The sequence below is a fragment of the Streptomyces endocoffeicus genome (genome assembly GCF_016741935.1).
Taxonomy (GTDB): Bacteria; Actinomycetota; Actinomycetes; order Streptomycetales; family Streptomycetaceae; genus Streptomyces; species Streptomyces endocoffeicus.
Genome location: NZ_JAERRG010000015.1, coordinates 222,935 through 245,833 on the forward strand (window position 1 = coordinate 222,935; position 22,899 = coordinate 245,833).

General features: G+C 70.6%; 18 protein-coding genes and 1 pseudogene. 7 read left to right on the forward strand and 12 right to left on the reverse strand.

Annotated elements, in window-relative coordinates:
• Window positions 1-13: 13 nt before the first annotated feature.
• Window positions 14-1,345, forward strand: coding sequence for an FAD-binding oxidoreductase (locus tag JK364_RS32230; protein ID WP_230992841.1), 1,332 nt, complete (start codon window positions 14-16; stop codon window positions 1,343-1,345).
• Window positions 1,346-1,434: 89 nt separating this feature from the next.
• Window positions 1,435-2,241: an alpha/beta fold hydrolase gene (locus JK364_RS32235; protein ID WP_201854877.1), complete on the forward strand. Its 807-nt coding sequence runs from the start codon at window positions 1,435-1,437 to the stop codon at window positions 2,239-2,241.
• Here the strand turns inward: JK364_RS32235 and JK364_RS32240 are convergent.
• Window positions 2,181-3,566, reverse strand: a complete 1,386-nt coding sequence (locus tag JK364_RS32240) for an MFS transporter (protein WP_307841440.1) — start codon at window positions 3,564-3,566, stop codon at window positions 2,181-2,183. The two genes, JK364_RS32235 and JK364_RS32240, sit on opposite strands and share 61 nt — an antisense overlap.
• Before the next feature lie 240 nt (window positions 3,567-3,806).
• Window positions 3,807-4,598 (reverse strand): thioesterase family protein, encoded by a 792-nt coding sequence (locus tag JK364_RS32245; RefSeq protein WP_201854878.1) that lies wholly within the window; start codon window positions 4,596-4,598, stop codon window positions 3,807-3,809.
• A 110-nt stretch (window positions 4,599-4,708) separates the two neighbouring features.
• On the opposite strand from JK364_RS32245, the gene JK364_RS32250 reads away from it, so the two are divergent.
• Window positions 4,709-5,365 carry a YceI family protein gene (locus JK364_RS32250; protein ID WP_201854879.1) on the forward strand — a complete coding sequence of 219 codons (657 nt, stop codon included), beginning with the start codon at window positions 4,709-4,711 and terminating at the stop codon, window positions 5,363-5,365.
• Between the two features lie 89 nt (window positions 5,366-5,454).
• Here the strand turns inward: JK364_RS32250 and JK364_RS32255 are convergent, their stop codons facing one another.
• Window positions 5,455-5,829 carry a winged helix-turn-helix transcriptional regulator gene (locus tag JK364_RS32255; protein ID WP_044579634.1) on the reverse strand — a complete coding sequence of 125 codons (375 nt, stop codon included), beginning with the start codon at window positions 5,827-5,829 and terminating at the stop codon, window positions 5,455-5,457.
• Between the two features lie 136 nt (window positions 5,830-5,965).
• Between JK364_RS32255 and JK364_RS32260 the strand changes: the two genes are divergently transcribed.
• Window positions 5,966-6,934 carry an NADP-dependent oxidoreductase gene (locus tag JK364_RS32260; protein ID WP_372462020.1) on the forward strand — a complete coding sequence of 323 codons (969 nt, stop codon included), beginning with the start codon at window positions 5,966-5,968 and terminating at the stop codon, window positions 6,932-6,934.
• A 93-nt stretch (window positions 6,935-7,027) separates the two neighbouring features.
• Entirely contained in the window at window positions 7,028-7,348 is a 321-nt protein-coding gene (locus JK364_RS32265) for an NIPSNAP family protein (protein WP_201854880.1), read from the forward strand.
• A 152-nt stretch (window positions 7,349-7,500) separates the two neighbouring features.
• Here JK364_RS32265 and JK364_RS32270 read toward each other — a convergent pair whose 3' ends face one another.
• Window positions 7,501-8,856 (reverse strand): MFS transporter, encoded by a 1,356-nt coding sequence (locus JK364_RS32270; protein WP_201854881.1) that lies wholly within the window; start codon window positions 8,854-8,856, stop codon window positions 7,501-7,503.
• Window positions 8,857-9,070: 214 nt separating this feature from the next.
• Between JK364_RS32270 and JK364_RS32275 the strand changes: the two genes are divergently transcribed.
• A complete protein-coding gene (locus JK364_RS32275; protein ID WP_201854882.1) occupies window positions 9,071-10,345 on the forward strand; it encodes a glucarate dehydratase family protein in 1,275 nt (424 codons plus the stop codon).
• Between the two features lie 232 nt (window positions 10,346-10,577).
• Complete coding sequence (locus tag JK364_RS32280) at window positions 10,578-12,440, forward strand: glycoside hydrolase family 9 protein (protein WP_201854919.1); 1,863 nt, start codon at window positions 10,578-10,580, stop codon at window positions 12,438-12,440.
• 76 nt (window positions 12,441-12,516) lie between these two features.
• Here the strand turns inward: JK364_RS32280 and argG are convergent, their stop codons facing one another.
• The 8 genes and pseudogenes from argG to JK364_RS55670 form a co-directional block, all read right to left on the reverse strand.
• Complete coding sequence (argG, locus tag JK364_RS32285) at window positions 12,517-13,965, reverse strand: argininosuccinate synthase (RefSeq protein ID WP_201854883.1); 1,449 nt, start codon at window positions 13,963-13,965, stop codon at window positions 12,517-12,519.
• A gap of 89 nt (window positions 13,966-14,054) precedes the next feature.
• The gene (locus JK364_RS32290) at window positions 14,055-16,244 is read right to left on the reverse strand and encodes a discoidin domain-containing protein (protein ID WP_201854884.1); all 2,190 of its coding nucleotides are present in this window, start codon (window positions 16,242-16,244) and stop codon (window positions 14,055-14,057) included.
• A gap of 53 nt (window positions 16,245-16,297) precedes the next feature.
• Complete coding sequence (locus tag JK364_RS32295) at window positions 16,298-17,896, reverse strand: glycoside hydrolase family 13 protein (RefSeq protein WP_201854885.1); 1,599 nt, start codon at window positions 17,894-17,896, stop codon at window positions 16,298-16,300.
• Window positions 17,897-17,926: 30 nt separating this feature from the next.
• Window positions 17,927-18,802 carry a carbohydrate ABC transporter permease gene (locus tag JK364_RS32300; protein WP_201854886.1) on the reverse strand — a complete coding sequence of 292 codons (876 nt, stop codon included), beginning with the start codon at window positions 18,800-18,802 and terminating at the stop codon, window positions 17,927-17,929.
• Window positions 18,799-19,755: a carbohydrate ABC transporter permease gene (locus tag JK364_RS32305; RefSeq protein ID WP_201854887.1), complete on the reverse strand. Its 957-nt coding sequence runs from the start codon at window positions 19,753-19,755 to the stop codon at window positions 18,799-18,801. The genes JK364_RS32300 and JK364_RS32305 overlap by 4 nt, the downstream gene beginning before the upstream one ends.
• Before the next feature lie 4 nt (window positions 19,756-19,759).
• Window positions 19,760-21,103, reverse strand: coding sequence for an ABC transporter substrate-binding protein (locus JK364_RS32310; protein ID WP_201854888.1), 1,344 nt, complete (start codon window positions 21,101-21,103; stop codon window positions 19,760-19,762).
• Window positions 21,104-21,320: 217 nt separating this feature from the next.
• A complete protein-coding gene (locus JK364_RS55665; protein ID WP_230992844.1) occupies window positions 21,321-22,319 on the reverse strand; it encodes a LacI family DNA-binding transcriptional regulator in 999 nt (332 codons plus the stop codon).
• Window positions 22,320-22,442: 123 nt separating this feature from the next.
• Window positions 22,443-22,895, reverse strand: a pseudogene (locus tag JK364_RS55670) (PHP domain-containing protein); the annotation flags it as partial.
• Window positions 22,896-22,899 lie beyond the last annotated feature (4 nt).

The window sequence follows — 22,899 nt, forward strand, 5'->3', positions numbered from 1 at the left end:
GCCGGACGGCCGGATGGTCGAGGACCCCGGTGTCGCCGCCGGATTCGTCCACGACGAGGCGGAATGGGCGCCGTACGGCACGCCCCGCGTGGTGGTACGGCCACGTACGGCGCCGGAGGTGCGCACCGTGGTGCGGGCCTGCGTACGGCACGGCGTTCCGCTGGTCACCCGGGGCGCCGGCACCGGTCTCTCCGGCGGTGCCAACGCCGTCGAGGGCTGTGTGGTGCTCTCCACCGAGGCCATGGACACCATCCACGAGATCGACCCCGTGGAGCGCCTCGCGGTCGTCGGACCCGGGGTGGTCAACGACGATCTGCGGGCCGCCTGCGCCGAGCGGGGGCTGTGGTACCCGCCGGACCCGGCGAGCGCCCCCTGGTCCACCATCGGCGGCAATGTGGCGACCAACGCGGGCGGGCTGTGCTGTGTGAAGTACGGCGTCACCCGCGACTATGTGCTCGGCCTGGAAGTGGTGACCGGCACCGGTGAGCTGGTGCGGCTCGGCCGCAGGACCGCCAAGGGCGTGGCCGGGTACGACCTGGCGGGGCTGATGGTCGGCTCCGAGGGCACTCTGGGAGTGATCACCGAGGTCACGGTGCGGCTGCGGCCGCGGCGCGAGGCGGAGCGCACGGTCGCCGGATACTTCTCCTCCGTCGTGGCCGCGGGACGCGCGGTCGCCGCGATCGGGGCCGCCGGGCTCACCCCGTCCGCGCTGGAGCTCATCGACCGGCACTGCCTGGCGGCGGTCGACAAGTGGAAGAACATGGGCCTGTCCGTGGACGCGGACGTGGTGCTCCTCGGGCGTACGGACGCCCCGGGCCCGGCCGGAGAGCAGGAGGCCGAGCGCATGCTCGCCTGTTTCGAGGAGGCGGGGGCGACCTGGGCCGCGCGGTCCACGGACCAGGAGGAGGCCGACGCGCTGTTCGCGGCCAGGCGGCTCGCCTACCCCGCGCTGGAGCGGCTGGGCCCGGTGCTCACCGAGGACGTGTGCGTGCCCAAGGCGGCCGTACCGGAGATGCTGGCGCGGATCGAGCGCGCCGCCACCCGCCATGACACGCTCATCGCCAACATCGCCCACGCCGGTGACGGCAACCTCCATCCGCTGCTGATCACCCAGCCCGGCGACACCGCGGCCCGGGAGCGGGCCCAGGCCGCGTTCCACGAGATCATCGCGGACGCCATCGACCTCGGCGGCACGGTCACCGGTGAACACGGTGTGGGCCTGCTGAAGCGGGACGGTCTGGAGCGGGAGCTCACCCCGGCCGTTCTGGACCTGCACCGCGCGGTCAAGACGGCCCTCGACCCGCATGGCATCCTCAACCCGGGCAAGGTCATCGCCCGCGGCTGAGCGGGGCAGAATCGGTGGCCCTCCGCCCAGTCGCACAAGCGCACCGCCCGCGCCGACGACACCCGAAGCTGGAAAGGCAAGAGACACCCATGGCACGCACCGACGTCCCCCAGCAGGTCACCGGCCATGCCCGCGCACTGGACGGCACCCTCCTCGCCTACCAGCGCCAGGGCACCGGAGCGCCGCTGGTGCTCCTGGCGGGCCAGGCCAACAACCACCACTGGTGGGACGGCATACGGGCGGACTTCCACACCACCCACTCCACCCTCACCATGGACTGGCGCGGCACCGGGGAGAGCGGAAAGCCCGACCACCCCTACGCGACACGGGACTTCGCGGACGATGTGATCGCCGTCCTCGACCATCTGGGCATCGAGTCCGCGGATCTGTACGGGACCTCCATGGGAGGACGGGTCGCCCAGTGGACCGCCGCCCGCCACCCGGACCGGATCCGGCGGCTCGTCCTCGGCTGCACCTCACCCGGCGGGCCACGGGCGACGGAGCGCGACATGGCGGTACGGCGCTCCCTGGCCCAGGCCGACGCGGCAGCGGCGCGGGAGGCGCTGACCGACCTCATGTACACCCCGGCCTGGCGGTCCGGACACCCCGGGCCGTATACGACCCTCGGCGACCCCGGCATGCCCCCGCACGCCCGGCGGCGCCATCTGGTGGCCAGCAATGAACACGACGCCTGGGACGTCCTCCCGCTGATCGGCGCGCCCACGCTGATCCTGCACGGAGCGGACGACCGGCTCACCCCGGCGGTCAACGCACCGCTGCTCGCCTCCCGCGTCCCCCGGTCGCGGACGCACATTTTCGAGGGCGCCCGGCACGGCTACTTCGAGGAGTGCCGCCCGGAAGCCGGGGCGATCGTGTCGTCGTTCCTCACCGACTGACATGCCCTCGCGGCAACTGGTACGGCCATGCGCTGGTCCTGGCGTATCGCCGTGGTGGTGCCGCGCGGTGCGAGGTGGGCGCGCAGCGACACCACCGTCAGCAGGGCCAGCGCCGTGCCCACGAGCGGCACCGTGAAGGCGGCGCTCGCGCCGAAGCCGTCCGCCACCTGTCCGCCCGCCGTCACAGCGGCGGCCTGCCCCAGCGCGACCGCGCCGGTCAGCCAGGTGAACGCCTCCGTCCGGGAGGCGGCCGGGACCAGCGCCTCCACCAGGGTGTACCCGGTGATGAGTGCCGGTGCGACGCACAGGCCCGCCAGCAGTCCCAGCCCGCCCAGCGGCAGGGGCGCGGACACCGCCCACAGCGTCGAGTAGATCAGCGTCAGCGCGGCGTAGGCGGTCAGCAGCCGCCGTCGCGGGGAGGTGCGCCAGGCGATGGCGCCGCAGGCGACGCCCGCGAGCATGTTGCCCGCCGCGAAGACGCCGTACAGCACACCGTTCAGGCCCGGTCGACCCTGCTCCTGGGTGAAGGCGGTCAGGGCGACCTGCATCCCGCCGAAGACCGAGCCGATGCCCAGGAAGGCCACGGCCAGGACCCGCACACCCGGCAGGGACAGGGCCGAGGCGTGCCGCTCCCGCGGGTCGGCCCGCGCCGGGCTCGGCGGGGGCGCGGTACGGCGCCGGGCCGCGAAGAGCAGCCCGCCCACCAGCGTCAGCGCGGCCTCCGCGATCAGGCCGGAGGCCGGGTGCACGGCGGTGCTCAAGGCGGTGGCGAGCACGGGGCCGATGACGAACGTGAGCTCGTCCGTCACGGACTCGAACGCGGCCGCGGTCGCCAGCAGCGGATGGCGTCCCGGGCGGGGCCCGGGACCGCCCGCCACGCCGTCCCCGAGTGCGGTCGCCCAGCGGGCCCGCACCATGGGCCCGACCTGCGGGACGGAGGCGCCCGTGGGCACCGCGGCGGCGATCAGCGCCCACAGTGGCGCGTGGGCCAGCGCGAGCGCCGTCAGCAGGGCCGCGGCCGCCGTGTGGAGCAGCACACCCGGCACCAGGACCGCGCGCTGCCCATGGCGGTCGGCCAGCTTGCCGCTCTGGGGCGCGAACAGCGCCATGGAGACGCCGGTGACGGCCGCGACCGCACCGGCGAGACCGTACGACCCGGTGGTGTGGCGCAGCAGGAGCACGATGCTGATCGTCAGCATCGCGAACGGCTGCCGGGCGGCGAACCCGGGCAGCAGGAAGGTCCAAGCGCCCGGGGTGCGCAGCAGTTGCCGGTAGCCGGCGCGCTGCACGGGGGGAGGGGTGTCGCTGGAGACCGCGGATGCCACGGCCGACGCCTTTCCGCCGCCTGGTAGCGCACCCGGGCCGGCGTGGCGGAGTGCGCCGAGAGCTGTCCTCTCGCGCTGGACCGGGGTAGATACCGGGTCCGCGCCGATCAGGGGGCTTGAGGGACCGCGGCCGCCGAGCGGTCGCGCCAGCTCTGCGTCAGGCAGAGTGGTTCGTTGCTTGCGGGCTCATCGTACAGGGGGAGCCGCCACCTCGCCGGTGGCGGCCTGTCCCGTGCGCGGTCAGGTGCCGGGCAGGGGCCGGACGGTGAGGATCTGCTGGGCGTGGCCGACCGGACCGCGCAGGTCGTGCAGCACGGTGCTGGTGATGCCCTGGCCGGTGGCGCCGAAGGTGACCGTGGTGTCCAGCCCGGTCCAGCGGCCCTCGGGCTGCCGGTGGAGGTGGATGGTCAGGTCGACGTTGGGGAACATCCAGGTGGTCGGCGACTGCCGTACGGCGATGCCGTTGGCGGTGTCCACGAGCGCGATGTACGAGGCCAGTGGGGTGCTGGTCTGCCCGGCCACGAGGTCGAGCGGGGTGGAGACCCAGAGGGTCGCGCGGCCCGGCTCGCGCGGCGCGAGCGGACGGGAGTCCAGGGAGGCGATGTACCCGCCGGGCCACAGTGAGGCCATCGACCAGGGGGCGAGCTTCTCGGGAGCGGTGAGCCGGTCCCCGGGGCCACCGGCCACGGACGCGGTGTCCACGGTGGCGAGGAGCCAGGCACGCGCCCGGACCACGGGACGGTCGGCGATGAGCACCACGGCCTCGAGGAGTTCGATGGTGCGGCCGGGCCGGATGGTCTCCACCCGGATCTCGCACTCGTCGAGGGCGAGGCGCCCGAGGATGTCGAAGCTGATCCGGCTGAGCAGCAGTCCGGTGTGCGGACGGGTGGCGAGATGGCGGTCGATGGCGTGGACGATGAGACCGCCGAGCGGGCTGAAGTGCTGTTCGTCGGTGCTCCAGGCGCCACTGACGTGGGAGGTGGGCTTGTAGCGGTGCTCGTCGATCGGCTCGTAGTAACTGTCGGTCGTCAACGGGGGCTTCTCCTCGGGGGGTACATCGCAGACACTTACTCAAGATCCTTGAGTATCTGCTCTTGATCAAGGGTTGCGTCATCCCGTAAGTTGAAATAACAACAGGTGGCATGAACCTGTTCAGCCGCAGTACCTCCCGCCGCGCGATCGCCAGTGCCGCACCGGAGGCCCCCACTACTCGGGCGACGTCCAGAGCCGTCGCTCTGCCGGACCCCGGCGTCGCGGCTCTCACCGGAGAGTGGATCGTCGACCCGGCGCACAGCCGGATCGGTTTCTCCGTCCGGCACGCCATGGTGAGCACGGTGCGTGGCGCCTTCACGGAGTTCGAGAGCCGACTCTACTTCGACGGCCGCGACCCGCGCCGCTCCCGGGCCGAGGTCCTGCTGTCCACCGCCAGTGTCCAGACCGGGGTCGAGCAGCGCGACGACCACTTGATGGGCCGGGATTTCCTGGACGCCAGAAGTTTCCCGCACATCCGGTTCATCAGCACCGCCGTGGGGGTCGCGGGCCCGGACGTCTACCGTATGGCCGGGGACCTCACGATCAGGGACATCACCCGCCCCGTCGTCCTGGAGCTCACCTACATCGGACATGTCACGGACCCCTTCGGCTACCAGCGGGCGGGCTTCGACGGCACGACCACCATCAACCGCTCCGAATGGGGGCTGACCTACAACGCCAGGCTGGCCGAGGGCGGCGCCCTGGTGAGTGAGAAGGTCCGCCTCCAGTTCGACATCGCCGCCATCCGCACCGCCCCCACCGCCTGACAGGGCCCGGGCCAGGGCGCCCTCTCGATGTGCGAGAAGGGTGCCGAGGGGGGGTCGGGCGGCGACCGGCAGGGGAACCGGCGCCGTCGTCACATCGGCTTCGCGGCCGTGGTGGTGAGATCCAGATTGTCCTCCACCCACAGACGCAGATTCCTGAGCGGAACGGACGCGCTGTGGCCCAGGGAGGAGAGTTCGTACTCCACATGGAGCGGAACGGCCGGGTAGACGGTCCGCTCCACCAGCCCGGCGTCTTCGAGGCGCCGCAGTGTCTGGGTGAGCACTTTGGGGCTGACCCCCTGAAGCCGGCGCTGCAGCGCGCCGAATCGGAGGGGGCCGTCCTCCAGGGCGCCGATGGCCAGCGCCGACCATTTGTTGGCCAGCAGATCCAGCATGGCGCGGCACGGGCACTGGGCCTCGTACACATCATGATGGGCGTGCTGGCCCGTGTGGCATCGCGTACTCATGGGGAAACCTTCCGGGCCGCTTCGTACTACCCAAAAGGTAGCAGTGTCCCTTGTGGGTAACCACGTCCCTGAGGTTAGCGTGCGAGCGCGTTCGGAGAGCGGGCGTGAGAGATACGGATGAGCTCAGGAGGCACACGTGTCCAGGTCCATGATGCGTGCGGTGGTACAGGACGCGCCCGGCGGTCCGGAGGTGCTGCGCGTCGCGGAGGTCGCGCGGCCGGAGCCGCTGCCCACCGAGGTGCTGGTGCGGGTGCGCGCCGCCGGCGTCAACCCGGTCGACTGGAAGACCCGTCAGGGCGGCGGCATGGCGGGCGTGCTGGGCGAGCCGCCGTTCACCCTGGGCTGGGACGTCTCCGGGGTGGTCGAGGAAGTCGGGTTCGGGGTGACCACGCTGGCCCCCGGCGACGAGGTGTACGGAATGCCGTGGTTCCCCCGTCAGGCGGGCGGCTACGCGGAGTTCGTGACGGCCCCCGCCCGTCAGTTCGCCCGCAAGCCCGCCACGTTGAGCCATGAGGCGGCGGCCGCCGTGCCGCTGGCGGCCCTGACGGCCTGGCAGATCCTGGTGGACACCGCGAAGGTGGAGGCCGGCCAGCGGGTTCTGGTGCACGCCGCCGCCGGTGGCGTCGGGCACTTCGCCGTCCAGTTCGCGCGGCAGCTGGGGGCGTCGGTCGTGGGGACCGCCCGGGAGAGCCGCCACGAGTGGCTCGGCCGGCTCGGAGCGGCGGAGCTGATCGACTACACCGAGCAGCGCTTCGAGGACGCGGTCGGGAACGTCGATGTGGTGATCGACCTGCTCGGAGAGGAGCACGACGCCACCAGCACCCGTTCCCTGGAGGTGCTCAAGAAGGGGGGACTGCTGGTGGCCGTCCCCAGTGGCGTCAGCCCCGAGCTGCGGGAAGCCGCGGACGCCCGCGGAGTGCGCACCAGCCCCTTCCTCGTCGAGCCGGACGGCGCCGCCCTGACCACCATCGCCGGACTGATCGACCAGGGCGCGGTCGAGGTCGAGGTGGCGGACGTCTTCCCGCTGGAGGAGGCCGCCCGCGCCCACCGCCAGGGGGAGGACGGCCACACCCGCGGCAAACTGGTGCTCCGTACCGGCGCCTGACCGTTTCCCGGTCGACGGTCGACGGTCGACGGCCGATGCCCGAGGCCCGAGGCCACTTCGCACCACCCGTCACACCAGCCCGAGGAGACCCGCATGTTCTACGAGATCCGCCGCTACCAGACCAGGCCCGGCCGCCGGGAGGAATGGGTCGGCTTCATGGAGGAGGTGATCATCCCCTTCCAGGCGTCGCGGGGGATGGACGTCATCGCCTCGTTCATCGACGAGGAGGACCCCGACGGCTATGTGTGGCTGCGGCGCTTCGCCGACGAGGCGGAGCGGGTGCGGCTCTACGAGGCCGTCTACCAGAGCGAGCGGTGGCAGCGGGAGATCGGCCCCCGGGTCGAGGAACTGCTGTTCCGGGAGAAGATCCAGGTCACGCGTGCCGTGCCCACGCCCGCGTCCGGCCTTGGCTGACCGCGACGGCGCCACCATGGGGACGGCCGTACGCCGGTGACGCCGTCCACGGCTCCCGGAACCACACGGCCCCGCCCGGAACCACACGGCCCCGCCCGGAACCACACGGCCCCGCCCGGAACCACACGGCTCCGGGCGGGGCCGCGCCGGGGTCACCCGGAGACGGTCCGGACGGGCGCGGGCGCGGCGGCCTCCGCTCCGCCGCGGCCGCTGCCGCGGCGGATGAAGTAGACGCCCACGGTGGCGAGCAGCGAGGCCGCGGAGAGTGCGTAGAGGCCGCCGTTGGTGCTGTCCGTCGTCTCCTCCAGATAGCCGAAGAGGGTGGGGGAGACGAACCCCCCGAGGTTGCCGAGGGAGTTGACGACGGCGAGCCCCGCGGCCGTGACCCTGAGGTCGAGCGTGGACTGGGCCAGCGGCCAGAAGAGGTTGGCGGCGCACTTGCTGCCGACGGCGGCCAGGGTGACGGCCGCGAGCCCGAACCACGGGGAGCCCAGGGTGGCGAGGAAGGTGCCGATGGCGGACAGCACCAGCACGATGGCGAGGTAGGGCCGACGGTCCGGCACCCGGTCGGTGTAGCGGCTCATCGTGTACATCGCGATGACCGCGCAGATCCACGGGACGGCCGTGAGCAGCCCGATCTGGAAGGACGAGAGCCCGCCGATGTCGTCCACCAGGCTCGGCAGCCAGAAGGTGATCGCGTATCCGGTGAGCGCCATGGCGAAGAACACGCCGGTCAGCAGCGCCACCTGGGGGTGGACCACCAGCCGCAGCCTGGACACCTGAGGCTCGCGGCTGCGCGCCTCGCGGTCCCGCTCGACCGCCGCGCTGAGGGCGGCCTTCTCCTCACCGCTCAGCCAGCGGGCGTCCCCGATCCGCGAGACGAGGAAGAAGGCGGCGACGAGGCCCACGGTGATCGAGAGGGCGCCTTCCAGCGCGAACATCCAGCGCCAGCCCGCGAATCCGCCCAGGCCGTGCATTTCCAGCAGTGCGCCGCTGATGGGGCCGGTGACGATGTAGGCGGTGGCCGAGCCGCCGAGGAAGATGGCGCTGGCCCGGCCGCGCGCGGAGTCCGGCAGCCAGGTGGTGAGGTAGTACATCACGCCGGGGAAGAACCCCGCCTCCGCGATGCCCAGCAGGAACCGCAGGGCGTAGAAGGAGGTGGCCCCCGTCATGAAGCACATCAGGACGGTCACGGCGCCCCAGCTGATCATGATCCGGGTGAGCCAGACGCGGGCGCCGAAGCGCTCCATCAGCATGTTGCTGGGGACTTCGAGCAGGGCGTAGCCGATGAAGAACAGCCCGGCGCCGAGCCCGTAGGCCGCGCTTCCGATGCCGATGTCGGCCTTGAGGTCGTCCTGGACGAAGCCGACGTTGGTGCGGTCCATCTGGTTGACCACGAGCATGATGACCAGGATCGGCATCACACGTCGAAGAAACTTGGTCACGCACCGTTGGACGAGCTCCGAGGAGGCGGCCGGGTCACGGTCGGGGGCGGGGGGATTCACCATGGCGGCTCTCCTCGCTTCGTTCATGTACATGAACCCACTGGCAGTGGGGTGCAGACCTTACGATCAGCCGTTCCCTCGGTCAATGACTCCGGAAGCAACAATTCCACGCGGAATCGCATGAGTTGTGATGGGTGTTTTGGCTGCTCGTCGGCGGGGCAGCCCCTTGATAGGGTTCGCACACCTACCACCTGTTCAACCATCTGAATGGACGTCGATGTCTGACGGAGCACCCCTGCGCATCACGGATGTCACCATCACCCCCGTCGCCTTCCGCGACCCGGCCCTGCTCAACTCCGTCGGCGTCCACGAGCCCTTCGCGCTCCGCTCGATCGTGCAGATCCACACCGACGCGGGCCTGACCGGGCTCGGCGAGACCTACGCGGACGAGCTCCACCTGGAGCGCCTCACGGCCGTCGGACAGGAGATCGTCGGGCTGGACGCCTTCGCCACCGAGGAGCTGCACCAGCGCGTCCAGCGGGTCATCGACCGCGTCGGCGGCTCCGGCGGCTCCGGGCTCACCGGCATGATCACCACCAGCAGCACCGTCGACCGCGTCGTCTCCCCGTTCGAGGTGGCGCTCCTGGACATCCAGGGCAAGGCCATCGGCCGCCCGGTCAGCGACCTGCTCGGCGGCGCCGTACGGTCCGCCGTCCCGTTCAGCGCCTACCTCTTCTACAAGTGGGCCGCCCACCCCGGCCAGGAGCCGGACGAGTGGGGCGAGGCCCTCGACCCCGATGCCATCGTGGCGCAGGCCCGCCGGATGGTGGATGACTACGGCTTCACCGCGATCAAGCTGAAGGGCGGCGTCCGGCCCCCCGAGGAGGAGATCGAGGCGATCCGGGCGCTGCGCCGCGCCTTCCCCGGCCATCCGCTGCGCCTGGACCCCAATGCCGTCTGGACGACGGAGACCTCGGTGAAGGTCGGGCGCGCGCTCGAGGGCGTGCTGGAGTATCTGGAGGACCCCACCCCCGGGATCGACGGCATGGCCGCGGTCGCCCGCGAGGTCCCCATGCCGCTGGCCACCAACATGTGTGTGGTCGCCTTCGACGAGCTGGCCCCCGCGGTGGCCGCCGACGCCGTCCAGGTCGTCCTCTCCGACCACCACTACTGGGGCGGGCTGCGCCGCTCCAAGCTGCTCTCCGGCATCTGCGACACCTTCGGCATGGGCCTGTCCATGCACTCGAACTCGCACCTGGGCATCAGCCTGGCCGCGATGACCCACCTGGCCGCGGCCACCCCGAACCTCACCTACGCCTGTGACACCCACTGGCCGTGGAAGACCGAGGACGTGATCGTGGACGGCGCGCTGACCTTCGTGGACGGCGCGGTGCCCGTGCCGGGCGCCCCCGGCCTCGGCGTGGAGCTGGACCCCGACGCCCTGGCGCGGCTGCATGAGCAGTACCTCCGGTGCGGACTGCGCAACCGCGATGACACCGGGTACATGCGGCGCTTCGACCCGTCCTTCCAGGCGGACCTCGCCCGCTGGTAGCCCGTCGCCACCGCGGCTCACCTCCGGCGATACCTCGATTGAAGGAGGCCGACCCCGGTCACCTGGTGTACCCGGATTTCGGCTAAGCGTACGAAGCCGCAGGCCAGGGCCTCTTCATAGCCTCTGAGGGACGGAAAAGACGCCGAACCCCCGGAAGTGCTGAGTCTTGTCTGCTACCGCTCCTCGCGTACGGATCACCCCTGACCGGACCGACCGCCGCCGCCGACGACGCATGGTGGGCGCGGCGGTCGCGGCCGGACTGACCCTGGGCGCCCTGGCCGCGCCCGCGGCGGGCGCCGTGGACCACCACGCGCGGCACGGCGCCGGGACGGCCGCTCCCAAGGCCGACACCGGCTCGCCGGTGCGGGTGAACCAGGTCGGCTATCTGACCCACGGCCCCAAGAAGGGCACCGTGGTCACCCCCGCCACCAAGCCGCTGACCTGGACGCTTCGGGCCGCCGACGGCACCGAGCGGGCGGGCGGCACCACCACGCCCCGGGGCGTCGACCCCAGCTCCCGGCAGAATGTCCAGACCTTCGACTTCAGCGAGGTCACGGACGCGGGCGAGGGGTACACCGTCACCATCGACGGGAAGAAGAGCGAGCCGTTCGCCATCGGTGACCACCTCTACGACTCGCTGCGGAGCGACGCGCTCGCGTACTTCTACCACAACCGCAGCGGCATCAAGATCGACGCGGACCTCGTGGGCGCCAAGTACGCCCGTCCCGCCGGCCATGACAAGGCGGCCCCGCACCGGGGCGACACCGACGTCCCGTGCGTCAAGGGCGTGTGCGACTACCGCCGGAATGTCGCCGGTGGCTGGTACGACGCTGGTGACCAGGGCAAGTACGTCGTCAACGGCGGTATCTCGGTGGCCCAGCTGATGTCCGCGTACGAGCGCACCCGCACCACCAAGGGCGTCGACGCCGCGCCGCTGGGCGACGGCCGGCTCCGGGTGCCCGAGCGTGGCAACGGCGTCCCGGACATCCTGGACGAGGCCCGCTGGGAGATGGAATTCCTGCTGCGCATGCAGGTGCCGAAGGGCGAGCCGCTCGCCGGTATGGCGTTCCATAAGGTGCACGACAAGCAGTGGACCGGGTTCCCGACCCGGCCGGACCAGGACCAGCAGCAGCGTGAGCTGCACAAGCCGTCCACCGCGGCCACGCTCAACCTGGCGGCGTCCGCCGCGCAGAGCGCCCGGCTGTTCAAGTCCTACGACCCGGAGTTCGCCGCCCGCTGTCTGCACGCGGCCCGGACCGCGTGGGACGCGGCCAAGGCACATCCGAAGATCTACGCCGGCGACAAGGACTCCACGGGCGGCGGGGCCTACGGCGACCGTCACGTCGGCGACGAGTTCTACTGGGCCGCGGCCGAGCTGTTCATCACCACCGGCGACCACGCCTACGCCAAGGCGGTGCTCGACTCGCCGCTGCACCACGACGTGGGCGCGCTCTTCCCGCGCGGCGGCGGCATGTCGTGGGCCTCGACCGCGGGCCTCGGAGCGCTGGACCTGGCCACCGTCCCCAACAAGCTCACCGAGCGGCAGCGCGCCGAGGCGCGGGCGATGGTGACGAAGGCCGCCGACCGCTACGCCGCGGACTCCGCCAAGTCGGCCTACGGCGTGCCGTACGCGCCGAAGGACGGCACGTACGAGTGGGGCTCCAACAGCCAGGTGCTCAACAACATGATCGTGCTCGCCACCGCGCACGACCTGACGGGCAAGGACCGCTACCTCGACGCGGTGCTCCGCGGCATGGACTATCTGCTGGGCGGCAATCCGCTCAACCAGTCCTATGTCACCGGCCACGGCGAACGGGACTCGCACAACCAGCACCACCGCTTCTGGGCCCACCAGCTCGACCACCGGCTGCCGCGTCCGGCACCCGGCTCACTGGCGGGCGGCCCGAACTCCGGGCTGCAGGACCCGGTGGCCAAGAAGAAGCTGAAGGGCTGCGCCCCGGCGATGTGCTACACCGACAGCCTGATGGCGTTCTCCACCAACGAGATCACCATCAACTGGAACGCGCCGCTGGCCTGGATCGCCTCGTACGTCGGCGGTCTGGGCGGCGGCACGGCGGAGCAGCCCGTGCGCTGACCCGGTCCTGCCGGAATACGCCGCCGCCCACCCGCGCTCGGGCGCGGGTGGGCGGCGGACCAGGGAAGCGGGGAGGTCAGTCGGCGCCGAACTCCATCGCGGCGCGGTCGAGCAGCTTGTCCTGCCCGGACACCTGCCCGTCCGAGGCGATCGCCTCGGAGGCGCCCTGCGGCATCGCGCCGATCAGCCCGGTGGAGGCCGCCTGCGCGGCGCCGATCAGCGCCGGATGCGAGCTGCCGACCATGCCGAGACCGGCGTACTGCTCCAGCTTGGCGCGCGAGTCGGCGATGTCGAGGTTGCGCATGGTCAGCTGGCCGATCCGGTCCACCGGACCGAAGGCGGAGTCCTCGGTCCGCTCCATGGAGAGCTTCTCCGGGTGGTAGCTGAACGCCGGTCCGGAGGTGTCCAGGATGGAGTAGTCCTCACCGCGCCGCAGCCGCAGGGTCACCTCGCCGGTGATCGCCGCGCCGACCCAGCGCTGCAGCGACTCGCGCACCATCAGCGCCTGCGGGTCCAGCCAGCGGCCCTCGTACATGAGCCGGCCGAGGCGGCGCCCCTCGGTGTGGTAGGTGGCGACGGTGTCCTCGTTGTGGATCGCGTTGACCAGCCGCTCGTACGCCGCGTGCAGCAGCGCCATGCCCGGCGCCTCGTAGATGCCCCGGCTCTTGGCCTCGATGACGCGGTTCTCGATCTGGTCGGACATGCCCATGCCGTGCCGACCGCCGATGGCGTTGGCCTCCAGCACCAGATCGACGGCGGAGGCGAACTCCTTGCCGTTGATCGTCACCGGGCGGCCCTGCTCGAAGCCGATCGTGACGTCCTCGGCCGCTATCTCGACCGACGGGTCCCAGAACCGCACGCCCATGATCGGCTGGACGATCTCGATACCGGTGTCGAGGTGCTCGAGCGACTTGGCCTCGTGGGTGGCGCCCCAGATGTTGGCGTCGGTGGAGTACGCCTTCTCCGTGCTGTCCCGGTAGGGCAGGTCATGGGCGAGCAGCCACTCCGACATCTCCTTGCGGCCGCCGAGCTCGCTGACGAAGTCGGCGTCCAGCCACGGCTTGTAGATCCGCAGGGAGGGGTTGGCCAGCAGGCCGTAGCGGTAGAACCGCTCGATGTCATTGCCCTTGAAGGTGGAGCCGTCGCCCCAGATCTGCACATTGTCCTCGAGCATGGCGCGCACCAGCAGGGTGCCGGTGACCGCCCGCCCGAGCGGGGTGGTGTTGAAGTAGCTGCGGCCGCCGGAGCGGATGTGGAACGCCCCGCAGGCGAGCGCCGCGAGCCCCTCCTCCACCAGGGCCGCCCGGCAGTCCACCAGTCGGGCGACCTCCGCGCCGTACGTCGTGGCGCGCCCGGGGACCGAGGCGATGTCGGGCTCGTCGTACTGGCCGATGTCGGCGGTGTAGGTGCAGGGCACCGCGCCCTTGTCGCGCATCCACGCGACCGCTACCGAGGTGTCGAGGCCGCCGGAGAAGGCGATCCCGACGCGTTGGCCGACAGGGAGGGAGGTGAGAACTTTGGACACAGCAGGAGTATGCAGGGTTATGCATGATCATGCAAGCCTCCTGGTGATGACCTTGATCCCCACCCCGCTCCCCGGCGTGAGGACGGGGCTCACGAGGAGGTCAGATACGCCTCCACCTCACTGACCTGGGCCGCCGGCCAGCCGGTGTTGCCGGTGACGCTGAGCCTCAGATAGCGCGCATTCGTGCTGTCGGGCAGGGCGACGGTGACCTTGTTGCCGGACGCCGGGTCGAAGCGGTAGCCCTGCGAGCCCACCACCGTCGAGTACCCGGAGCCGTCGGTGCTGCCCAGCACGGACAGCGTCTGGGTGCGGGCGCCCCACGCCGACGAGGGCGGCAGCTTCAGCACCAGCCGGCGGACCGCCTGGCTGGAGCCGAGGTCCACGGTCAGGGCCTGCGGAAAGGCGTTGTTGGCCGACTCCCAGTAGGTGTTCGCGTCGCCGTCGACCGCCTTGCCGGGGGTGTAGACGTCCTGGGAGCCGGTCGCGGTGGCCGGGCGGCCCTTGGCGAGGTTGCGGCCCGGCTCGGGATCCGGGTTGCCCTGGCCGGGCTGGGGCCAGCCGGCACAGTCCGACCAGGTGCTGCTCCAGCCGGAGTTGCCCCCGCCGTCGGTGAGGCTGAAGGTGCCGGAGCCGGACGGGTAGGGGCAGTTGTAGACGCCCGCCGCGCCGACGCTGGAGGCCGTGACATCGCTGAACTTCGCCGCCCCCTGCGCCTCGGCCTGGACGACGACCGTTCCGGGGTTGGTCACGGTCGCGCCGGACACATTGACGTTCTTGACCGCGTAGCCCCTGCCGCCGCCGGAGACGAACTCGAAGGCGCTGTACGGGCTGTCGGTGATGGTCGTGTTGGTGATGTTGACGGTGGCCTCGATCGCGCTGTCGTAGGAGTCGACGCGCAGGGCGCCCATCGGGTGGTTCCAGTTGGGGTTCATGGCACCCGCGCGGACCAGCGTGTTCCCGTCGACCGTGATCGTGCCGGCCAGCGGGTGGAACGGGTCCATGAACTTCTGGTTGGAGATGGCGATACCGCTGCCCAGGGCGTTGGTGTCCGAGATCAGGTTGTTCTTGACCGTGATGTCCGTACCGCCGTAGATGGCGATGCCATTGGCGAGGTTCGGCTGCGAGATGGTGTTGCTCTCGAAGCTGCTGTTGGTGTCCGGCGAGTTCAGCGACCACATGGCGAGCGCGTCGTCGCCCTGGTTGCGCAGGAAGTTGTTCCGCACGCGTACGTTCTTCGCGGTGCCGTTGAGGTTGAGGCCGTCGGCCGTCATGTCCAGGAAGCGGTTGTTCTCGACCACCAGGTTGTCGTTGTTGCCCATCAGCCACAGACCGACCTTCAGGTGCTGCAGCCACATGCCGGACACGCTGGAACCCGGGCCGAGCGAGCCGTTGACGAAGTTGTCGGGGTTGGAGTCGACGCGCTCGGTGACCTCGCCGATGACCGCGAAGTCCTTGATGTGCACGTTGCCGGAGGAGCTGGACTGGTCGATGAACCGCGAGGTGTGCACCACGGAATGCCAGCCGCCGGCGCCCTGGAGGGTGACGTTCTGGACGCCGTTCAGCGAGGAGGTCAGCCTGTAGTCGCCCGGCGGGATCCAGACCACTCCGCCCTGGGCGGCGGCGATGGCGTCCCGGAACGCCTGGGTGGAGTCGCCCTGCCCGCTGGGGTCGGCGCCCTTGGAGGTGACGGACACCGATCCGGCGGGCTGGGAGGCGGCCGCCGCGACCTGCTCGAAGTCGGCCACGTCCACGGTGACCTGTGTGTTCGCCGCTTCGAAGGCGATCTTGTCACCGGCCTGGACGTTCTGGCCGAGCAGCAGCCGGGCGTTGTCGTAGAGGTGGTGGGTCTTCGACCCCGCGATCCAGCCGGTGTCCACGTACGAGTACTTGGACGTGACCGCGATGGTCTTGGCCAGCTTGGTGCCGTTGACATAGACGTTGAGCGTGCCCGACTGGCCGTCGGGCACGCTGTAGGCCACGTTCACCGCGTTGGCCGCGCGCGGCGCGGTGAACTCCACGCGCTGCCCGGAGGCGAGGCGGACGGCCTGGCGCCCGGACGCCTCGGAGGCGAGCGTGCCCTGGGTGAAGTCGGGGCCGATCTTCGTCCCCGTGGTGGTGGCCGACTCGGCCTCGGCCGAGGTGAACGGCAGGGAGGCGCCCGCGGCCGCGTGCGCGGCCGTGGGGGTCAGCGTGACGAGCGTGCCGGCCGCCAGGGCGACGGCCACGCCGATCGCCGACAGGCGCTTGGTGGATGCCGATGCGGTACCGCTGCGGTGCATGTGCTGATCCCTTCGTGGTGGGGGTGGTGGGACAGCGCGGTGGGGGTGGCGGCTCAGCGGAGCAGCCAGGCCGCCGTGTCCCGCGGAAGGCGGCCCCGGTCGTCCAGCGGGCCGCTGCTGAGCAGAAGTCGGGAGGTGGCGTCCAGCTCGGTGGGGGTGTCCGCGAGGTTGACCACGCAGACCAGACCGTCGTCACGGGCGAAGGCCAGGACACCGTCGGCCGAGGGGAGCCAGGTCAGCGGCCCGTCGCCGAAGCCGGGGGTGGCGCGGCGGACGCGAATCGCCGCGCGGTAGAGGCTGAGCATCGAGCCCGGGTCCTCCGTCTGCAGATCGGCCGCGTACACCGCCCAGTGCGCGGGCTGCGGCAGCCACGGCTCCTGGCGCGAGCCGAAACCGGCGTACGGCCCCTCCGCCGCCCACGGCAGTGGCACCCGGCAGCCGTCGCGGCCCGGGTCGGTGCCACCGGAGCGGAAGTGCATCGGGTCCTGGATGCGGTCGCGGGGGATCTCGGCCTCGGGCAGGCCCAGTTCCTCGCCCTGGTAGACGTAGACCGCGCCGGGCAGGGCCAGCGACAGCAGGGCGGCGGCCCGCGCCCGCCGGGTGCCGAGGGCGAGGTCGGTGGGGGTGCCGAAGACCTTGGTGGCGAAGTCGAAACCGGTGTCCTCGCGCCCGTAGCGGGTGACCGTGCGGGTCACATCGTGGTTGCACAGCACCCAGGTGGCCGGAGCGCCCACCGGAGCGTGTTCGGCGAGCGTCTCGTCGATCGACGTCCGCAGCCGCCGGGCGTCCCAGGGGCAGGCCAGAAAGGAGAAGTTGAAGGCGGTGTGCAGCTCGTCGGGGCGCAGATAGCGGGCGAAGCGCTCGCTGTCCGGCAGCCACACCTCGCCGACGAAGACACCGCCGTACTCGTCGGCCACCGCGCGCCAGGAGCGGTAGATGTCATGGAGCTCATCGAGGTCGACATACGGATGCGGATCGCGGCCCGCGACGAAGTCGGGCAGCCGGGGATCCTTGGCCAGCAGGGCGGCCGAGTCGACGCGCACCCCCGCGACACCCCGCTCGAACCAGAAGCGCAGGATGTCCTCGTGCTCCTGGCGTACGGCCGGGTGGGCCCAGTTGAGGTCCGGCTGCTCGGGGGCGAACAGATGCAGATACCAGTGGCCGTCGGGCAGCCGGGTCCACGCGGGGCCGCCGAACTCCGACGTCCAGTCGTTGGGCGGCAGTTCACCATGGTCGCCGCGGCCCGGTCGGAGGTGGAACAGCTCGCGCTCGGCACCGCCCGCGAGGGCGGCCCGCCACCAGGGGTGCTGATCGGAGACGTGGTTCGGCACGATGTCGACGATCGTGCGGATGCCCAGCTCACGGGCCTCGGCGATGAGCTTCTCCGCCTCGGCCAGGGTGCCGAAGGCCGGGTCGATGGCGCGGTAGTCGGCGACGTCATAGCCGCCGTCCTTCATGGGCGACTGGTACCAGGGGCTGAACCACAGCGCGTCGACGCCGAGTTCGGCGAGGTACGGCAGCCTGGCGCGGACGCCCGCGAGGTCGCCGGTGCCATCGCCGTCCCCGTCGGCGAAGCTGCGTACGTACACCTGGTAGATGACGGCGGAGCGCCACCAGTCGTTCGGTGTCCGGGCAGGGGTGGGCTGGGCCACGGTGGGAGCCTTTCTGTCGAGGGGGCGGTGTCAGCCCTTCGTGCTGCCCGCGCTGATCCCGGCGATGATGTGCCGCTGGAAGACGAGGAACAGCGCGACCATCGGGATGCTGGCGATGACCATCGCGGCGATGAGCACGGTCAGCTGGATGTTCTGCGACAGCTGGACGAGTGCCACGCTGATCGGCTGCTTGCCGGTGTCGGAGAAGACCATCAGCGGCCACAGGAAGTCCTGCCACACCGCCACCAGCGCGAAGATCGACACGACGCCGAGCACCGGACGCGACATGGGCAGCACGATCGACCACAGGGTGCGCAGCTTTCCGGCGCCGTCGATCTCGGCGGCCTCCAGGACATCGCGCGGGATCTGGTCGAAGAACCGCTTGAGGAGATAGAGGTTGAAGGCGTTGGCGACGGCCGGCAGCCAGATCGCGAGCGGATCGTTGAGCAGGCTGGTGTGGATCAGCGGCAGGTCGGCGACGGTCAGGTACTTCGGCACGACCAGCGCCTGGGCCGGGACCATCAGCGTGGCCAGGATGCCACCGAGGATCACCTTGCCGAAGGCGGGCTTCAGCCTGGACAGGGCGTAGGCGGCGGCCGTGCAGAACACCAGCTGGAACAGCCAGGCCCCGGTCGCCTGGACCACCGTGTTCCACAGGTGCCGCGGAAGCTGCATCAGGTCCCAGGCATCGCTGTAGCCGCTGAGGTGCCACTGCTCGGGGACGAGGGTGGGCGGGGTCTTCGCCACCTCGTCCGGCGACTTCATCGCACCGGTCACCATCCAGTAGACCGGGAAGAGGAAGGCGATCGCGAACAGCACCACCACGCCCGTGAAGACCGTCCAGTAGACGGCCCGGCCGCGGGGGCGGGCCAGGGTGGCGGGGGAGACGAGGGTCCGGGTGCTCATGCGTCGTCCTCCCCGGAGCGGGTGAGCCGCAGATAGAGGGCGGAGAAGGCGCCGAGCAGCACGAGCAGCATCACGCTCAGCGCGCAGGCGCCACCGAAGTCGTTGTAGAGGAAGGCGTACTTGTAGATCAGGTAGAGGACGGTGACCGTGGCGTTCTCCGGGCCACCGCCGGTGATCACGAACGGCTCGGTGAAGACCTGCATCGTCGCGATGATCTGGAGCAGCATCAGCATGAGGATCACGAACCGGGTCTGGGGGATCGTGACGTGGCGGATGCGCTGGAGCAGGCCGGCACCGTCCAGTTCGGCCGCCTCGTACAGCTCACCGGGGATGGACTGCAGCGCCGCCAGGTAGATCAGGACGGTGCCGCCCATATTGGCCCAGGTGGCCACGATGACGAGGGAGATCAGGGCGGTGTCGGCGCCGTTGGACCAGTTCGAGGTGGGCAGGTGCGAAAAGCGCAGTGCCTCGTTGGCCAGCCCGGCGCCCGGGTCGTAGAACCACTTCCACAGCAGGGCGCTGACCACCGGCGGGATCATCACCGGCAGATAGACCACGACCCTGAAGAACGCCTTGGCGTGCCGGAGTTCATTGAGCACGAGGGCGAGCAGGAACGGGATCGCGAAGCCGATGAGCAGCGCCAGCAGGGTGAAGGTGAGGGTGTTCCGCCAGGCCGCGGTGAACTCCGGATCGTGCAGGACACGGGTGAAGTTGGCGGTGCCGACCCATTCGGGGGACGAGCCGGGCGTGTACTTCTGGAAGGCGATCACGACCGCGCGGATCGCCGGATACCAGGAGAACAGCGCGAAGCAGATCAGGCCGCCGAGGAGGAAGCCATAGGCCCGGACCTGGTCGGCCAGACGGCGCCGCCCCCGACCCCCCGCCGGGGGCGGCGCCTGCACCGGGTGGACGGCGATCGCCTCGGCGGGCGGCCGCGCAGCGGTCTTGGTCATCGGGTCAGCCCCGGGCCAGAATGTTGTCGATCTTGTCGGAGGCTTCCTTCAGGAGCTGGTCGATATCGGCGTCCTTCTTGGTGAGGACGGCGGAGACGGCCCCGTCGAGCACCGAGTAGATCTGCTGGGCGTGCGGCGGCTCGATCTTCATCCGCAGCTTCTGGTTGCCGTCGAGGAAGGTCTGGTAGTTGCCCACGGGGACATTGGCGTTGGCCTTCTTGAGCTGCTGGTCCTTGGCGTCGGCGGCGCCGGTGAACAGCCGCGGCTCGGGCAGGCCCACCGGGGCGTTCCGCTTCTTGGCGCGGACGTAGTCGCCGAGGAAGCCCTTGCCCGGGGTGAGGAACATATGGTCGAGCCACTTGAGGCCGGCCCGGATCTGGGCGGGCGTGTCCTTCTTCTGGAACATGTAGCCGTCGCCGCCGATGAGCGTGCCCTTGCCACCGGGCATGGGGGCGATGGCGAGGTCCTTGTAGTTGCCGCCCTTCTCCTTCACCAGGATCGGGATGTTGTCGGGCGCGGCGAGGTACATGCCCAGCTTGCCGGAGCCCATCAGCTGCTGGGCGTCGTTGATGACCAGGAGCTGTTTGCTGCCCATCGAGTCGTCCACCCAGCGCATGTCGTGCAGGTTCCGCAGGACGGCGCGCGCCTCGGGGGTGTCGATGGTGGCCTTCTCGCCGTCCGCGCTGACGACATCGCCGCCCTGTGAGTACAGCTCGGCCGTGAAGTGCCAGCCGCCCTGGTTCTGGGCGCTGTAGTCCGCGTAGCCGACCGTGCCGCCGCCCAGCTCGGCGATCCTCTTGGCGTCGGCGCGGACCTCCTCCCACGTCATCGGCGGCTTGTCGGGGTCGAGTCCGGCCTTCTCGAAGAGCTCGCGGTTGTAGATCAGACCCATCGAGTAGCCGGTGCGCGGGATGCCGTAGATCTTGCCGTCGACCGTGTAGATGTCGCGCAGCTGCTTGCTGAGGGTGGAGTAGCTCTTCAACTCCTTGACGTACGGGGTGAGATCGGCCGCCTGGTTGATGTCGACCACATGTCCGGCGTCGGTGAAGTACGTGTAGAAGACGTTCTCCATCTGGCCCCCGGCCAGCTTGGCGTCGAACGTCTTCGGGTCCTGGCAGGGGAACGCGTCATGCGCGACGACGTCGATGTCCGGGTTCTGCCTCTCGAAGGAGGCGATGTCCTCCTCGAAGAACCTGCGGTCGACCTTGGCGCTCTTGGGCGGCATGCAGTTGACGGTGATACGCGTCTTTCCGCCCGCCGATCCGTCGTCCGACCCGCCGCAGGCGGTGAGGGCGAGGGAGAACGTGCTGAGCGCGATGAGAGTACGACGGAACCCGGTGCTTCTCATGGGTGGACCCCTCTGTACAGGAGCAGGGAAGCCCCACGGCCGCGAGCGGGGCGCACACAACCGTGAGTGCGCCGCACACTCAAGCACCGACGACATCGGCCCGCAAGATGTCGCGTAGATTCTGTAATTATTCAACTGCACTGCGAATCATGCGGATTGAGTCCGGCGGCGTCTTGCGACCGCCCTTTCGATCACCCCTCGACGGTCCTCCGCCCGCTCACTCCCGCGGCGCCTGGGCGGTGGAGCCGCGCACCACCAGCTCCGGCTCGAACAAAAGCTCCTCGGCGGGGACGGCCACCCCGCCGATCTGCGCGTTCAGCACCTCCACCGCCGCTCTGCCCATGGCCTCGATGGGCTGGCGTACGGTGGTCAGCGGCGGCTCGGTGCAGTTCATGAACGCGGAGTCGTCGTAGCCGACCACGGACACCCGCGACGGCACGCCGAGCCCCTTGCGGCGCGCGGCTCGTATCGCGCCCAGGGCGAGCGGGTCGCTGGCGCAGATGATGCCCGTGACGCCCCGGTCGATCAGCCGGGAGGCCGCGGCGTGGCCGCCCTCGATCGAGAAGATCGCCCGGGCCACGAACTCATCCGGAAGGCGGTCGGCGATCGCCCGCGCGGCGGCCAGCTTGCGTGCCGACGGCATGTGGTCACCGGGCCCGAGCACCAGCCCGATCCGCTCGTGGCCGAGGGAGGCCAGATGCCGCCACGCCTGCTCCATGGCCACGGCGTCGTCGCAGGAGACGGCCGGGAAGCCGAGGTGCTCGATGGCCGCGTTGACCAGCACCACCGGGATGTTGCGCTCGGCGAGCTGCCGGTAGTGGTCATGCGGCGCGTCGGCCTGCGCGTACAGCCCGCCCGCGAACACCACCCCGGAGACCTGCTGTTGCAGCAGCAGGGCCACGTAATCGGCCTCGGAGACCCCGCCCTTGGTCTGGGTGCACAGCACCGGGGTCAGTCCGAGCTGGGCCAGCGCCCCGCCGATGACCTCGGCGAACGCCGGGAAGATGGGGTTCTGCAGCTCGGGCAGCACCAGCCCCACCAGCCGGGCCCGGTCGCCCCGCAGCTGCGTGGGCCGCTCGTAGCCGAGGACGTCCAGCGCGGAGAGCACCGCCTGCCGGGTGGCTTCGGAGACCCCGGGCTTGCCGTTGAGGACCCGGCTGACCGTGGCCTCGCTGACACCGACCTTCTTCGCCACTTCAGCAAGTCGTCGCGTCATGCACGCAAGCGTAGCGCAAGAATTGCAAGTCGCTTGCGTAACGGGGGTGCGGAAGGTGTGAGACCCGGCGGCGGGCCCCGGGTCAGGTCGCCCGGGTGACGGCCACCGCCGGCCGGTCGAGGCGATCAGCCTCTCGGCATGCTCGGCGATGACTTCCTTGTCCATCCGTGGCCACTTCTGGAGCCAGCCCTGCGCATACGCGCCCGACGACAGCCGGAACAGATGGTGCAGCCCGGTGTTGTCCGCCGCCCAGATCGTCTTGTGGGTGTAGCCGCCCGAGCCCGAGACATCATCACGCTTCTGATGGGGCTGCCCCCACAGGACCTTGCGCTTGGCACGCCGCGACTCCGGGGCGACATACGCCTCGATTCCGATGACCGGCGTCACACCCGAGGACGTGGCCTGCTGGAAGAAGTCATACGCGCCGTGGAGGTTGCCGTGGTCCGTCATGGCGATGTGCGACATGCCCAACTCCTGGCAGACCGCGAAGAGATCCCTCAGCCGGGCCGCGCCGTCCAGGAGCGAGTACTGCGTGTGCACATGCAGATGAGTGAAAGGCCGTGCCACTCCTCCCACCCCG